The 15,395-nt window shown below is 56.2% G+C and carries 10 protein-coding genes and 1 pseudogene; 7 read left to right on the top strand and 4 right to left on the bottom strand.

Going from position 1 to position 15,395, the window contains the following annotated elements:
* The first annotated feature begins 327 nt into the window (after positions 1-327).
* From DN745_RS17400 to DN745_RS17375, 6 genes are all read left to right on the top strand, one after another.
* On the top strand, positions 328-711 hold the full coding sequence (locus DN745_RS17400) for a hypothetical protein (protein WP_111336867.1): 384 nt from the start codon (positions 328-330) through the stop codon (positions 709-711).
* Positions 712-845: 134 nt separating this feature from the next.
* The gene (locus DN745_RS17395; RefSeq protein WP_111336865.1) at positions 846-4,178 is read left to right on the top strand and encodes an AAA family ATPase; all 3,333 of its coding nucleotides are present in this window, start codon (positions 846-848) and stop codon (positions 4,176-4,178) included.
* A 4-nt stretch (positions 4,179-4,182) separates the two neighbouring features.
* The gene (locus DN745_RS17390; protein WP_111336863.1) at positions 4,183-5,214 is read left to right on the top strand and encodes a 5-methylcytosine restriction system specificity protein McrC; all 1,032 of its coding nucleotides are present in this window, start codon (positions 4,183-4,185) and stop codon (positions 5,212-5,214) included.
* A gap of 87 nt (positions 5,215-5,301) precedes the next feature.
* Positions 5,302-5,829: a hypothetical protein gene (locus tag DN745_RS17385; protein WP_111336861.1), complete on the top strand. Its 528-nt coding sequence runs from the start codon at positions 5,302-5,304 to the stop codon at positions 5,827-5,829.
* A 394-nt stretch (positions 5,830-6,223) separates the two neighbouring features.
* On the top strand, positions 6,224-7,081 hold the full coding sequence (locus DN745_RS17380) for a hypothetical protein (protein WP_111336859.1): 858 nt from the start codon (positions 6,224-6,226) through the stop codon (positions 7,079-7,081).
* A gap of 376 nt (positions 7,082-7,457) precedes the next feature.
* On the top strand, positions 7,458-9,641 hold the full coding sequence (locus DN745_RS17375) for an APC family permease (protein WP_111336857.1): 2,184 nt from the start codon (positions 7,458-7,460) through the stop codon (positions 9,639-9,641).
* Between the two features lie 394 nt (positions 9,642-10,035).
* Here DN745_RS17375 and DN745_RS17370 read toward each other — a convergent pair.
* Positions 10,036-10,278: pseudogene (locus DN745_RS17370) on the bottom strand (acyl-CoA dehydrogenase family protein); the annotation flags it as partial.
* A 211-nt stretch (positions 10,279-10,489) separates the two neighbouring features.
* Between DN745_RS17370 and DN745_RS17365 the strand changes: the two are divergent.
* Entirely contained in the window at positions 10,490-11,905 is a 1,416-nt protein-coding gene (locus tag DN745_RS17365) for a hypothetical protein (RefSeq protein WP_111336853.1), read from the top strand.
* A 192-nt stretch (positions 11,906-12,097) separates the two neighbouring features.
* Here DN745_RS17365 and DN745_RS17360 read toward each other — a convergent pair whose 3' ends face one another.
* The 3 genes from DN745_RS17360 to DN745_RS17350 form a co-directional block, all read right to left on the bottom strand.
* The gene (locus tag DN745_RS17360) at positions 12,098-12,760 is read right to left on the bottom strand and encodes a DUF4276 family protein (protein WP_111336851.1); all 663 of its coding nucleotides are present in this window, start codon (positions 12,758-12,760) and stop codon (positions 12,098-12,100) included.
* Positions 12,757-13,878, bottom strand: coding sequence for an AAA family ATPase (locus DN745_RS17355; RefSeq protein WP_111336849.1), 1,122 nt, complete (start codon positions 13,876-13,878; stop codon positions 12,757-12,759). Before DN745_RS17355 ends, DN745_RS17360 begins: the two co-directional genes overlap by 4 nt.
* A 101-nt stretch (positions 13,879-13,979) precedes the next feature.
* On the bottom strand, positions 13,980-15,146 hold the full coding sequence (locus tag DN745_RS17350) for an acyl-CoA dehydrogenase family protein (protein WP_111336847.1): 1,167 nt from the start codon (positions 15,144-15,146) through the stop codon (positions 13,980-13,982).
* Positions 15,147-15,395 lie beyond the last annotated feature (249 nt).

Below are 15,395 nucleotides of genomic sequence, written 5' to 3'. Positions count from 1 at the left end.
TATGAGGCGTTCACGCACCGAAGCCGCGCCGAGGCTTGCGCCACAATGGTGAGCTTAACGCGTCGACTCTCGGCGGGGTGGGTGTCGACCGTATTATGCTCGACGTCCTCGATGTGCCTGACATTCTAGACACACATATCAACCACCATTTTCGGCGAAGGGCCGGGGATCTGGCCATTCTGAACGCCGATTACGATCAAGAAAGCACTCGCCAATATCGCCACGCATAACACCCGCATTACGATCATCCACTCCAACGCGGCCATTGCCCGTCAACCTCTTCCCGCTATACTCCCCTCAGCAAACACAAACGCGCTTCCTAACTTTATGTGTGGGCGCGTCATCTACGAGGCTCGCGCCACCGGCTGGCAGCCCCGCCAAATCGACGAAGGCAGCGGCGTGGCCGACGCCTGCTTAAAAGTTCCAATAAACCCTCGGCGCGATGACCTTGTGTGCTCGAGCTCTTATATGGGGCATGGCGACTATTTCTTCTCGATTAATTACTATTCATTTGCCGGACACAAGCCTCGTCGCCACCGATTAATTGAGACGCTGTATAGCATCGGTGAGGAGGAGGAGGAGGGCGATCGATTCTATGGTTGGCGCTTGCAGTCGGAACGGGCCGGCGAGGCGAGGCTTTATGTCGGTGTTGAAGAGGTCGGGGAGAAAGGGGCGTCGCGGGTGGAGAGCTTTGAGTTGCCGGTGAGGTGAGGAGGCGAACCTCGACGCCAACAACACCAGATTAACCCCAGAATTCACCTTGAAACACCAACGATAAACACGATACCTTCATTAATCCTAACCCACAAAACCGAACTCAAATCCCCCCAACACAGGAATCACACGTGTCTCGACTGACAAGCCCGCATGCTCAGCAAGTCTACGCCGCCGCGGCCCAATTCATTGAGCGTGGGCTTCGCCAAGACGACTCCTTATTTACCCCGGGTCATGCCATCTGGACGGCGGAGAACGTCGAGAGTTTGCATGATTATTTCGTAAATAACCCAATTGAAGGGACCGAGCTGAAATTCACCGAAAAGCTGGAACGTCAGCTATCAGGTGCGCCGGATCAGACCATTCAGCTCATGGCGGAGTTCTTATTTGTCCATCTCTTGATCGCCACGAAAGAGTGTATCGGCGGGAAGTCCAAGCGCAGCATGATTCAAGGGGTGCTCAGTGGCATGGAAGCGCCAATAAAGATCCCGGCAGATCTTAGGCAAGCCCTCGATAACGGGGTAGCCAATCCGGGCATGGCGTTTCTGATCCATCGCCCGTTCATGATCTATTATGTCCTGGACTTTGTGCGTGCGTGGAAGAAGCGGGACTCCACTCAGAAAGACCGGCTTCTTGAGGATGGGTGGGCCTTTCGGGAGTTTCTCTTCAAAATTGATCGTTCGAAAGCGCGCACCCAGCGACACGCGCTCCTTCATCTTGTTCACCCCGAGCGATTTGAGGCGATCACCTCGGTGAAAATGAAGCGCGATATTGCGCGCGGGTTGTCCCCCTATATCGATGACCCGAGCGCAAATATTGACCGCCAGCTTGGCCAAATTCGTCATAACCTGAGTCAGGAGCGGGGAGAGGGGTTTGAAGCTTTCTGGGATCCCGAAATCCTCCGATTATGGAAGCCCGAAGCCAACCCCTGGCATGAAGTTCTAAAGTGGGCCAAACGCTTCTATGAAAGCGGTCACTTCGAGGCGAGGGAGCGCGACTATAAACTCAAGATCGCGCAGCATATTCAAGCGGCCATCACCGCTGTTCGGGACGAGCGCCCGGGTTGGAGCAAGACGCTCAGACGCGCCTTTGGCTCGCCAAATAACCTGACGTCGTGGCGCGCGCACGACGCCTTTCTAAACTGGTGTGACACAAACCCAGACACAGCTCGCCTGGCGCTTCTTCAACTGTGGGATGAGGAAGAAAACCTTAGAGAACGGTTGCTCGGCTTTTTTGAGCGCTTACCCAAACAGGTGATCAGCGGCCCCAGTGGCCGCTTGAGTATCGCCTCCTTTCTACTCATGGGCCAGGACCCGGCGCGCTACGCCTTCTATAAATACACTGTCGTGTGGAGGGCTTTTGAGTACGTCGACTATACCAAGCCCGAAGACAAACGTGTCGAAGCCGATACCTATTTACATACGCTGGAGTTTCTCGATGCATTTATCGAGGAGATCGCTGCAAAAGGTGTTGAGCTGCGAGACCGACTGGACGCACAGGGACTCCTATTTATGGTGACGCGCGCATCTCTGAGTGAATTGGAGTTCTTGTCCGACGAGGAAAGGCGAGCCTACGCGGAGTTTCGTGGGCTTAAGGCGATCCCAAGGGTCTGGATCTTTCAGGCGAATACGAACGAGTATGCGCTGAGCGAGAAGCTACAAAATCAAGAGGTGGGCGACACGGATTGGTGGCGCGTTACGCGCTATAGAGATGAGATTGCTAAAGACGATGTGGTTTTGCTTTGGGAGTCCGGTGCGAACGCCGGCGTTTACGCGGTAGGACGTCTTGTGACGGACCCTGTCCAAGCGCAAGCTGATGGCCCCGCGGACCCGAGCTGCACGGTTGATTTTGAGCTCGTGAATATCCTGGACCAGCCCATTTTACGCGATACTCTAAAGCGAGACGCTCAACTCAAAGATTTGCCTATCATTAGAGCTCCTCAAGGCACAAATTTTCGGGTGTCGAAGGAAGCGTTCAATCGGCTGCTCTTCTTATTTCCAGAGCTTTTAGAGGGGCTAGACGTGGAGGCGGACCCGTCGAAGCTGGAGATGGCCGAGCCCTTTGCCACACATTTTACGGATATTGACGAGGCCAATTGGACGTTCGATCTAATGCGTCACACGGCGGAGCAGCTCGGAGTTCGCGGCAAAGATGATGCGCGCTTTTCACTCTATAAGTGGGAGCGCGATAGTCTGGAGTTCGGGCTATTTTTCGGCGAGCGCAAGGTGATGGCGATCGGATGGTCGGGTTGGAGCGACGAGCGTGTGAAGCTGGCGCTGGACTGCGAGTTGGCGAGCGAGCTGGGAATTCCGCAAACATATCTATTCGCGAGCGCCGAAGATGAGCCCCAAATCGGGATCTATCGAATGTCGATAAAACAGGCCAAGTCCTTGGGCGCGCCGCTTCGAGAGGCGTCTGAGCGCGCGCTCGAGCAGACTCGGGATAAATACGCGCATTGGACACGCAGTAAATACCGGAATGATCATATACAGCCGCTCTTTGAAGCCCTCTTTGATGACCCGACGCGCCGCTTCATCTTATTGAACGGGTGGCAGGCCGCCGAGGAGCCCAACGAGGCTCCGGTCTATCGTCTCGAAGATGCGCTGGAGGATCTCTTTGTCTCACGCGATAAATTCAAGGTCATTTTAGAGCTATTATCCGCGCGAAAAAATATCATCCTGCAGGGGCCGCCCGGCATCGGGAAGACTTTTATTTGCAAGCGGTTGGCGTACGCGCTGATGGGCGAAAAAGACGAAAGCCGGGTTGAGATGGTTCAATTTCATCAATCCTATACCTACGAAGATTTTATTCAAGGGTATCGCCCCAGCGAAGAAGGGGCGGGATTTCACCGGGCAAACGGCGTCTTTTTTGAGTTCTGTGAGCGGGCGCGCCAGGCCGACCCAAACATCCCCTATATCTTCATTATTGATGAGATCAATCGGGGTAACCTGTCGAAGATCTTCGGCGAGTTGATGATGTCGATCGAGCCGGATAAGCGCGGCCGAGAATGGGGCATTAACCTTCAATATGCCCAGCCCGGAGAGGCGAAATTTTCGGTCCCTGAGAATGTGCATTTAATCGGCATGATGAACACCGCGGATCGCTCGTTGGCGCTGGTGGACTACGCGCTGCGCCGCCGATTTGCGTTTGTGGATCTCAAGCCCAAATTTAACAAGAAATTCGAAGCCTTCCTGGCCCAACAAGACGTTCATAAGAGTGTTATCGAGCAAATCGTCACACGTTTGACGCGCCTCAATCGAGACATCGCGGCCGATAAACCGGAACTCGGCGAGGGCTTTTGCGTCGGGCATAGTTATTTTTGCTCTGCCCGTGGCGCCCAGGACGGCGAGGCGTGGTATCGGCGTGTGATCGAATACGATATCGCGCCGCTTTTACGCGAATATTGGTTCGACCGACCGGAACAGGCCGAAGAGAAAATCCGGGCGCTCCTGGAGGCATTTTAAGGCCATGAGCATACCGGTTCAGAATATCTATTATATGCTCTCCTACGCCTGGAATGAGCTCGAGTTGGCTGAACGGGCCGACGTCGAGTCGCTCGAGAGCAGCGACTTGGCGAACCTATTCGCCCGCGTGCTCATCGAAGGGACGTCCCGGCTGCTGCGCCGAGGCCTGGACACCGCGTACCAGACCTATTCGCAGGAGATCCCGGGGGTGCGCGGCCAGATCGACTTCAACACATCGCTGCGAAAGATGCTCTTCGAGCAGGGCCGCGCACAATGCCGTCTCGACGAGCGAACACCCAATGTGCTGCATAACCAACTTCTAAAATCGACGCTCATTCAATTGGGTCGGCTGGGGTCAATCGACAGAAATCTACGAGACAGGATCCGCCAGCAGGTGCGCCATTTTCGAGGAGTAGGCGCGCTCCCTCATCTTTCTCCCGGTCTTTTTCGCCGGGTGCAGTTCCATCGAAACAATCGAATCTATCGGCATCTGCTCAATATCTGTGAGTTAATCGCGCGAAACCTCCTGGTGAGCGAAGAGAGCGGCGAGGTCTGGTTTCGCGACGTCGTGCGCGATGATGGCAAGATGCCCTATTTATTCGAAAAGTTTGTCCGAAATTTTTATACGCGCGAGCTTTCCGGGTTTGGGGTCGGCGCTGAAAAGATTAACTGGAATGCGACGTCGGCAGATGAAATTGCGGAAAGGTTTCTTCCCGAAATGCGGACCGACATAACGATTCGCGGCAATGAGCGCGTCACCCTCATCGACACCAAATTTAGCAAAAACACATTGCAAAAAGGACGTTTCGGCGAGTCGGTTAAATCCGGAGACCTATACCAGCTCTTTGCCTATCTGAAGAATTTCGAAGCCACCAAAAGCTACGAGGGCGAGCTCGAGGGGATCCTGCTCTATCCGGTCGTCGACCAGGAGTACCGACTCGAATATCGAATGGGAGACCACCGCGTGCGGGTGTGCACGGTGGATCTGGCTCGGCCGTGGAGAGAGGTTCACGCGGAGCTTTTGGGGATTGTGTAGGGCAATAAGACGTGTTTGCTCAAGCGCTTCGGTAAATTAATGAAATAGTGTCTATTTTAAGGCAACAAATGAACTAAGGACTTTGATATGCATGTATTTGGTAACGTTTCGCCCGCAATTCTCGAGGAGATACAAGAGAGATTGCACGCCCAGGAGACCTCGCCAGTGTTGCGGGCGGCGCCCGCGCGCTCGTCGATTGCCCATCCTCAGAGTACAGATCTTGAGAAGGCGCTACGCCCAGGATTAGAAGCGAGTGAGTTTCAACATCATATACGCCTTTTGCATCCACAAACCGGCGACGGCTTTGAGTACGACTTCTGGCGAGCGTGCGATGGCGTCGCGCTTGAAGTGATGGGATATCGCGCCGATGATGAGATCTATAAAGACATTCTGAAGTTTCACGTTCATGAAGGCACGCGCGTCGGGGTTGTTCTGGTCCCTCGATACAAATGGATTTCAGCACGACGAACTGACACTAATTACTCGGCCACGCTGAAGGCACTCGCCTTCGCAAACAGTTTTATGAATGTCGATGCCCTAATCGCTTTTGCTTATGATTGGGAGGCCATGGAAGAAGCTCAGATGTGGCGTTTCTCCCTCGTCTATCCTCAATGAGCGAAGAACCTCCAAACATTGGCCCCACCTCATCCGAATTACCCACTTCATCGGAATTACCCACCACTCCGAACAACAGAACGACGCCCAACGCGGAGCGACCAACTAAAGCCGAGAAGGCTCACTAATCGACATTTATTGCTCCCGGCCAGAGTTCGAACCACACATTTGCGGCCCCGAAAATACCCAGGATATATCCTCCGGCCCAAAATTTAAATCCACGCCCCCCAGCCTTGACGCCCCCTCCACCTCCCATGCATATTCTAGCCATACCGACAATTTAGTACGCACGATCATTATTGTGCGAGTCCCCAGGATCGTCTCGAGTCCCGTAGCGCGAACGCGCGCTTCGGCGACTCTTCACCTACTCCCTTGCCCTTGACCGGAGGCTCGCATGTCCATCCATCATGACCCAATTCCATCGCCCGCCGGGGAATTCGATGGTTCCCCCCTTCCAACGAATATCGCGCCCTCGACGCGCCCGCCGGGGTTCATCAGCGCGCTGCGCAATCTCGTGGCCGTACTCAAGACCTCCCTGGAGTCGGGCGTTCTTGTAATCTTCGTGCTGCTGGCGCTGGTCCAATTTGTCTTAGTGGTCGCGTTTGAAGTCGTTATGAGTGAGTATACAGGAGTCTTCATCCTGATGATGCTTCAAGGCGTGGACCTCGCGCGCGATTGGATACCCATCACCCTGCTGGTGGTCATCGCGCTTGGGTGGATCGTGACCATAAACACCCAGATCAGCCTGTTGGGCCCAATGCGCAAGGCCCTCCTCGAACCCCCAGATAGCCCGCGGGGAGTGCTCTGGGCCGCCAAAGAAACCCTGCGCTCAAGCGTGTGGGTCTGGATCTTTGGCGCCTTTTTCGGGCTCATCTTCTACCTCCCGTCAGCGATGGCTATCTACAGAAGGCCGGATGCCATCCCGGGGATAGTCATCATCGGCCTATTTGCCGCGGCTCCCCTCGTGACGCTGCCCTGGTTTATCGCCGCCCGCGTCGGCCCCCTCACCGCGCTCAAGCGCGCATTTAAGATACTCTTCAAATACTGGCTCCCCTTCCTGGGGTACCTCCTCACATTCGCGCTACTCTTGTTTTCGATAAGCTGCGTCGCCAGTATTTTCGAAATGCTCCCCGTCATTGGCGACACCATCGCGACCTCGATATACCTGATCTTTGGGCTGAACACCTGGTGGGTCTACGCGTCCTTGATGTCCACCCTGGAGGCGGATCTCATTAGCTCTGGACGATTATAGGTCGACTTGCGCGCCCCCCTCCGTCGGCTTCGCTTCGCCGCCACCTCCCCCGTGCCGGGGGAGGATTTGCGTTGCGCTACCGATGCGCTTGGGGTTCGCGGTGTAAAACGCCGCAGCCCCCACCTTCCTGCTGACCCCGCCTGTTCCACGCTTGAAAACCATGACTCTTATGGCCTAGTACAAGTGCTTTCGTCAGCGATTCGAGAACTCGACCCATCAACTTATCCGTCGCCAGCAGCAAAGATACGACTCAACACCGCAGGCATCGCCACGCCAAAGCCCCGCAAAAACATCACCTCTTTCGATCGCTGCGCCTCCTAACACCAAGCTATAATAGACAGGGATGTAGACAATCGTGAAAACATCTGCAGCCGTGATGGAAGAAAACCCGACCGGTCTGGGAACCTTCGGCGGGGTCTTTACGCCGTCGATTCTGACCATCCTGGGCGTGATTATGTACCTGCGCTACGGGTGGGTCGTGGGCAATGTCGGCCTAGCCGGCACCTTGCTCATCGTCACCCTGGCGACGCTGATTACGCTCTTGACCTCCTTTTCGATCTCGGCGATCGCGACCGATCAGCGGGTTCGCACGGGGGGCGCGTATTATATGATCAGCCGCTCCCTGGGGCTGGAGACCGGCGGGGCGGTGGGGATTCCACTCTTCTTCTCGCTGGGGCTGTCCGTCGCGCTGTATACGGTGGGTTTCGCCGAGAGCGTGGTCAGCGCCTTTCCTTCCCTGGGCGAATACCAGCGCACCATCGGCGTCGTGACGACCATCGGGGTGACGGTCCTGGCCCTGGTGAGCGCCAAGGCGGCGATCCGGGCGCAATATTTTATTATGGCCGCCATCGGCGTCTCCCTGGTCTCGCTTTATTTCGGCAGCCCCGTGGAGGCCACCGAGATGGAGGTGTGGGGGGCGGCGCCGGCGGATTCAGCCCCCTTCTGGGTGGTCTTTGCGGTCTTTTTCCCGGCGGTGACGGGGATTATGTCGGGGGTCAATCTCTCGGGGGATCTAAAAAACCCGGGGCGCTCGATCCCCCGGGGCACCCTGTTGGCCGTGGGCGTGGGCTATTTGATCTATATGACGCTGCCCCTGGTGCTCGCGTCGCGAGCCGACGCGGCCACCCTAATCGCCGACCCCATGATCATGCGCAAAATCTCGTTCTGGGGCGACGCCATCTTACTCGGGGTGTGGGGGGCGACGCTCTCAAGCGCCGTGGGGAGTATTATGGGCGGGCCGCGGGTGCTGCAGGCGCTGGCCCGAGATGGGGTCTTGCCGCATTGGCTGCGCTGGCTAGGAAAGGGCAGCGGCAAAGAGGACACCCCGCGCTACGGCACGCTGGTGACGATGGGGATCGCGCTTTTGGCGGTGATGCTCGGCGACCTTAACGCCATCGCGCCGGTGATCACGATGTTCTTTTTGACCACCTATTGCGTGCTAAACGTGGCGGCCTGGCTGGAAACAGCGCTGGACAGCCCGTCGTTTCGCCCGACCTTCCGCGTCCACTGGGCGGTGTCCATGCTGGGCGCGTTTGGCTGCGCGGCGGTCATGTTTTTGATCAACGCCGTGGCGACGGTCGTCGCCATCAGCCTCGTGACCCTGGTCTTTGTCTGGCTCAAGCGCCGCGATATGAAGGCCACCTGGGGGAGCGTGGGCCAGGGCCTGTGGATGGCCGCGGTGCGCGCGGGCCTGTTGCGCTACGACGGGCGGCGCCCCGACCCCAAAAACTGGCGCCCCCACCTGCTCGTGCTCACCGGGACGCCCACCAAACGCTGGCACCTGATCGAGCTGGCCTCGTCCTGGAGCCATAATAAAGCCTTGATGACCGTCGCGACCGTGCTCCCCGAGGGGATCAGTGAGGAACGCCAGCGAAATATGGACCACCTGATCACCGAATATCTGGCCGACAACGGGGTGCAAAGCCTGGTCTGCACGATCCCGGCGTCGAGCCCCTTTGACGGCGCGCAGCGCCTGGTCGACGCCTATGGGCTCGGCCAGGTCGTGCCGAATACGGTCATGCTCGGGGACACCCAGGAGCAGGCGAATTACGAGGCCTTCTGCGACACCATCCGCCACTGCCACCGCGCCCACCGCAACGTGGTGATCGTCCAACAACATGGAGACCAGGGCTTCGGCGACTACCGCTCCATTGACGTGTGGTGGGGCGGCCTCAAGGGCAACGGCGGGCTGATGAAGGTGATGGCCTATCTTCTTCAGACCAGCCTGCGCTGGCAAAACGCCCAGGTCACCATAAAAATGGTCGTGCCCACCGAAGAGGCCGTCAAAGGCGTCCGGGCCAATGTCGGGCCCATCGTCGAGCGCATGCGCACGGGCGCTCGCCTGGAGGTGCTGGTCAGCCAGCGACGCGCCTTTAAGGAGGTCGTCCACGAGTCGTCTCGCGACGCCGATATCATCTTTATGGGCATGGCGGCCCCCGAAGACACCGAGGACTTCACCGCCTATTACCAGGACCTGCGCGCCAGCATGGCCGATATGCCGACGACGGTGTTCTTTTTGTCATCGGGGCCCATGGATTTTGCGGAGATGTTGACGGACTGAGGGATTGACGGATTGAGGGTTGGGGGCCGGGGGCAACCTGCAGCCTGGTTCGTCGTTTTGTTGCGACAACACCCTTTGAGATATCCTTGAAGCCGCTGTCACGCCGCGATGGTACCCTTAAAGGTCTCCTACTCGCCGCCTTAGCGATGCAAAATGCCGTTTGGCGGCTTCTGGCAGCGTCTTAGCGGCGCGATGAGGCCGGGCGCGGGTTGCTGTAGGGATTTCGCGACGAAAAACGACGTTTGACGGGTGCTGGGTGGGCTTATTGCATCGCGAATAGAGCGTTCGAGATGCGCGAAGGCCGCCTTTGCAATAAAAAGGCGGCCTTCGGGGATGCTTGTGGGGGTGTTGCAAGAAAACGGGAGGGCGGACGAGCCGTCCGCGCCCCTTACCCTCAAACCCCGCTATAAATCTCCCGACTCATAATCAACCGCTGGATCTGACTGGTCCCCTCATAGATCTGATAGATCTTCGAATCCCGGTACAACTTCTCGACCGGGTATTCCTTGCTAAACCCGTAGCCGCCGTACACCTGGACGGCGTCGGTGGCGACCTTCTGCGCCATATCGGCGGCAAACGCCTTGGCGAAGGCGGCGGCCTTGGTGTTGCGCTGGCCCTGGTCGTGGATGTAGGCGGAGTTGCCCGGAGTGATCCGTCGTTTGCTGCGTATTAGTCTCCGCTACAGGTGCCAAGTCGACATGGACCAATGAAGACATGGCGAGTTAGGAAGAGCCAGGCGAAGCTGTTGTGGAGAGTAGCCCCAGAATCCTACACTATACTTGAATCACCGGTAAACGGACACTGTGGTCACCGATATGACTTCATTCTTTTCCGTTGGGAGAGTTGTTATGCAAAAACGACGAAAACACTGGTCCAAATGGGAGATTGGAGATGAATACTGGCCGGATGACTTTCTCGTTTCTTTATCATGGGATACGCCGTTTCTATCCGAGCAGGATTCTAATATTCGTGTGGACGAATGCTACCTCGCAATTTTCGCCCACGAGTACATGCACTATTTCCACAATGTATCGACCGTCTCAGGATTCAAGTCGATACTGCTTACCCAAAAATTAGTGACAGCCTTTACCCAAACTTTGATGGTCAACAAGGATGGCACAAGTGTCGGATCGACCGCACTAGATGAGGCTTCCACCGCCGTCGAGTTCGTAGGAAGAGAGAGGACTTTTCTCGACGGTCAGCTAGGGCCCGCAGGAACTTGCACAGAAACGGACGACGATTTCGATGTGGAAATCCTGAGCAGCAATGTGGAAGTTGAGGAGCGAGAGGTTGACTTTGGTGAAGGGCAGCCGACGAAGTGGCCGAAAGTCACCGCTACCGTTGAGTACACGGTTAACGGGCGAGTTGCATCAGAGCAGTTCGTCGTTGGGTCAGTGGTCATCGAAGAAAGCGTTGTTTTTGCACTGGAGCGTCTGATTGCTCAACAATTGCAAATACCGCTCTTTGAGTGCCCGACATTTCCCTATAAATATCTTGATCACTTGGTTGAACAAGAGCTTAAAATTAACAGTCTCGCCGTAGTTGCGGCGCTCGGCACATTGGCTCTGCTGTCGCCACATCCAGGAGCTGAACTTGCGGAACTGTTTGAATCATATAAGACAAAGGCCGCTTTTCAATCCAAACTAGAGCCATTGGAGGTTATTGACCTCCTAGTTGAGGAGCGATCGGAACAGTTTGAGAAAGCAGTGGAGGTTATCAGAGCAGACTTAAAGGACTTAGTAACTATCCGAGAAGGACGTGAATTTACTAAGGGAGCGTTGTGTTTCTTACAAGAAACGGTTTCCCGTAATCTTGAGGCTAGGCTTGAAGATCCGATTTTTGATGTTCGGAGACTAGCAAGTGGTCTCACAAAGCAGAACCTCAGTAATTTTCATATTGAGAATCCATGCGATCTCTTACAAGCACGTTCCGGCGATGAGAGGACGTTTATGCGAGATCTTCTGACTTCGTTTTTTCCGAACGGCAATAAGGTAACCACTTACTTGCGAACGCTCCAGGCCCAGCAGGTTTATGTGAAAGCACATGTGGAGCGAGGTTGGGACGCATTCAAAACGTCGGAGCAGGCGGAAGCTCCTTGCCCGTACCTGACGTGCTGCCACCTAAACAAGCGACGCGATAGTTTCGACACTTGCTCCACGAAGCCATGGGAGCATTTTGAACGAAACGGTCAGAACTGTTGGTATGGAGTGGGGGTGGCCGAAACACTCGGTGAATCGAGTCTCCGGTCTCACACGGAAGAATAAGTGAAAACAGATTTCTTCTTGAGTAGGTCGCTTTAATTGCCGCGCGGTAGCTAATCAACTTCAAATGGCGCGGACCCAGAAGTACGGATTCTGTGGTCGCTTTGACCTTGCCCCCAAAAGCTGTAGCGTCGACCGAAATGTTAGTCCGAGACGTCTACTTATGCTCATGACGTATTGGTGCAAATTATACGCCTATAACCCCTCCAGCCGCTCCAACCACCCATCAAAAATCGGACATTCCGCCCGAATCGTCGCCAACCCAATCTCAAGCGCTGCGAGCGAGCCATGTAGAGGTTTCTCATAGCGACGATAAAGCCCTTCAATCCGCTTACTCGGGGCGGTCATCGGAGAGTTATTGATCTCCTCAGGCGTAGAAAAATCCTCTCGAATCGCCGAGAACTCCGAGGCAAGATGAGGCTGGTCGATTCCACGCGCAAATCGCTCGGGGTCACTAAATAGCAAACCCTCGAACTCATACATCTGCACATACGGAATGAAGCGCCGCATTTCGTCATGGTCGAACTTCGCGCTAAGAGCCTTCTGAAGCTCCGCGATAAGACAATTTGCCTTATCCTGCGCGCTTAACTCAGCCGATGCTTCTCGCTTACCCGGAAAGTCCGCAGGTAGTCCGTAAAAATCAAAGAAGGTCGTACAATAGCAATTCCGGTCCTTGCGGAGCCGATTACGAAGATCGGTGATAAGGCGCTCGACCTTGAAATTACCACCTTTATGCCGTGGTTTGCCGATCTGCGAGGGCTGCAGATAGATTTTGCGGGCGGCGAACGGCTCGCAAAGAAGCTCATTGACGAAGGTCTCTTCGGTCTGGCCTTCGCATATCACGTGAACTCGGGTCACGCGCCGGGCCTCCCGCCGAGTATATTCTTCTCCCACAACTCGCCGACGGTGTAGGTCTCCAACCAATCGCTAAAATCCTGCTCGTCGGGTCGGCGGAACACCGAAGCGCCATCTTCGCGCTCGACGACGATCAGGTCATCGATCGAAAACTCGTCGACCAGGGGCACCGATTGGGTCGAAATAATGACCTGCATCTGCTTTGAGGCGGAGCGGATCAGCGAGCCGAGCAATGTGATGGCGTAAGGGTGCAGGCCAAGCTCGGGCTCGTCGATAATGATGGCAAACGGAGAGTCGGAGTTCGGTTGAAGCAGAGCCGCCGCCAGACAGATAAAACGAATAGAGCCGTCGGATAATTGACTCGGCCAGAAGGGGTAGTCGCTATCCCGCTGGGACCACAGCAGCCGAATTTGCTCTTCTTCGGTCGAAAGGGGCTGCGGGTTGAGGATAAAATCGTCGAAGAAGGGAATCGCCAGGCGCACGGTTTTGCGGATCTGGGCGTAGACATCTGGGTGCTCGTTGCACAGGCGATATAAATATGCGGCGAGGTTTGAGGCGTCGGGGCGCAGATAGGCGTTGTCGTGGAGGGAGTGTAGACGTTTGACGCCGGCGGTGTCGCTTGTGTCGTGGAAGTGAAAGACCTTCCAGTTAGAGATGGCGTGATAGCAATAAACTGCCGAGCTATCGCCCTTATCCGATATCTCGGCAATCGATTTAAGCATTGCTTCAATATGCCCTGAGCCCAGCAATTGATGGGGGGCGCCATGCATCGAACCATCGTAGTGAACAGACTCGTTCGAAAAAACAAAGCCTCCATCTACCGTCGGCTCAATCTCAAAATCGTATCCGTGCAAATTAAAGCGGATGGACGCGGTGATTTTGTCGGTTTCCTGAACGCCAAAGCTAACAATACGATCCGCAGAGCCCTGCTTGCGCGTCCAAGTCTGCAGCCGACCCTCCATCATCTCGCCGAGCATCTTGAAGAAGCTCACGAAATTACTTTTGCCGGAGCCGTTGGCGCCGATCAGCACGTTGATAGGTTTGAGTTCCAATGCGTCGAGCGACTTAATGGACTTGAATCCCGTGATGCTCAATGTCTCAATTTTGATACTCTTGCTCACGGGATCGCCTCTTTCGCGCAAATGAAATGGGCAGACTCACGCCCAACTACCAGACCCAGAGGGTCTGGCTCCGGATGAAGCCCGACCCTCTAAACACTCCCTCAAACCCCGCTATAAATCTCCCGACTCATGATCAACCGCTGGATCTGACTGGTCCCCTCATAGATCTGATAGATCTTCGAATCCCGGTACAACTTCTCGACCGGGTATTCCTTGCTGAACCCGTAGCCGCCGTACACCTGGACGGCGTCGGTGGCGACCTTCTGGGCCATATCGGCGGCGAACGCCTTGGCGAAGGCGGCGGCCTTGGTGTTGCGCTGGCCCTGGTCGTGGATGTAGGCGGCCTTTTGGACCAGCAGGCGGGCGGCTTCGATATTCATGGCCATGTCGGAGACCATGAAGCTCACGGCCTGATTTTTGGCGATGGGTTTTCCGAAGGCCTGGCGCTCCATGGAGTAGTCGCGGGCGTATTCGAACGCGGCGCGGGCCAGGCCGACGGCGCCGGAGGCGACCAGCGGGCGCGACTTGTCGAAGGCGTGCATGGCTTGCATCCAGCCGACGCCTTCTTTGCCGCCGAGCAGGTTTTCGGCCGGCACGCGCACATTATCGAAGGTGATGGCGCGGGTGTCCGAGGCGCGCTGGCCCATATTGTCTTCTTTTTTGCCGACGGTGATGCCGGGGGTGTCGGCGTCGACCAAAAAGCCGCTCATGCCCTTGTAGCGTGCGGTTTTGTCGGTGTAGCAGACCACGAAATACCAGGTCGCCTTGGCGGCGTTGGTGATCCACATCTTTTGGCCGTTGAGCACATAGTGGTCGCCGTCTTTGGTGGCGGTGGTCAGCATGCCGGCGACGTCGCTGCCGGCGCCCGGCTCGGTCACACCGTAAGCCGCCATATGGGGGTTTCCGTCGGCGTCGACGGGGCCGGTGAGCATGCCCAGATACTTCTGCTTCTGCTCTTCGGTGCCGTACATAATGACCGGGCCGCTGGCGAGCTGGTTGGCCTCCATGGCGGTCGAGATGCCGGAGCAGCCCCAGGCGAGTTCTTCGGCGACGATGGTGGCGTCAAGCGCCGGCAGGCCGAGGCCGCCGTATTCGGCCGGCACCATCGTATTCATCAGCCCCAGCTCATACGCCTTGCGAATGACCTCCCAGGGGTATTCGCCGGTGCGGTCGTGGTGGGCCTCGACCGGGCGCATCACCTTGGCGGCGAAGTCGTGGGCGGTGGTCTGGTACATCTTCTGCTCTTCAGTCAGTCCGAAGCTAAGCATTTTTTATCCTATATTATGGAGCGTGGACGATTGGTGGGGGGAAAAACAGCGAATTTGAGCGCCATGATGGGTGAACGCTCGATTTTTGTCGAGTTGGATCTCTACCATGAGACGCCTTCAAGCGAGCTTTTTCGCGCAAAAAACAAAGCAAACTGCGTCCAACAGAGTCGCGGCCTACGCGCTCCTTATGTTATGGAGCCGACGTGTTAACTCAAAGATAACGACCCCAGCGAGTGCAGCTCGCCGGTG

The organism is Bradymonas sediminis (assembly GCF_003258315.1).
In the GTDB taxonomy this organism is placed as follows: domain Bacteria; phylum Myxococcota_A; class Bradymonadia; order Bradymonadales; family Bradymonadaceae; genus Bradymonas; species Bradymonas sediminis.
This window is presented reverse-complemented; position numbering and strand designations above follow the sequence as displayed.

What these genes read in the sequence shown, in the direction of transcription:
- DN745_RS17400 (WP_111336867.1), top strand. Translation starts at nt 328, where the DNA reads ATGTGTGGGCGCGTCATCTACGAGGCTCGCGCCACCGGCTGGCAGCCC.
- DN745_RS17350 (WP_111336847.1), bottom strand. Translation starts at nt 15,146, where the DNA reads ATGCTTAGCTTCGGACTGACTGAAGAGCAGAAGATGTACCAGACCACC.
- DN745_RS17385 (WP_111336861.1), top strand. Translation starts at nt 5,302, where the DNA reads ATGCATGTATTTGGTAACGTTTCGCCCGCAATTCTCGAGGAGATACAA.
- DN745_RS17375 (WP_111336857.1), top strand. Translation starts at nt 7,458, where the DNA reads ATGGAAGAAAACCCGACCGGTCTGGGAACCTTCGGCGGGGTCTTTACG.
- DN745_RS17380 (WP_111336859.1), top strand. Translation starts at nt 6,224, where the DNA reads ATGTCCATCCATCATGACCCAATTCCATCGCCCGCCGGGGAATTCGAT.
- DN745_RS17365 (WP_111336853.1), top strand. Translation starts at nt 10,490, where the DNA reads ATGCAAAAACGACGAAAACACTGGTCCAAATGGGAGATTGGAGATGAA.
- DN745_RS17390 (WP_111336863.1), top strand. Translation starts at nt 4,183, where the DNA reads ATGAGCATACCGGTTCAGAATATCTATTATATGCTCTCCTACGCCTGG.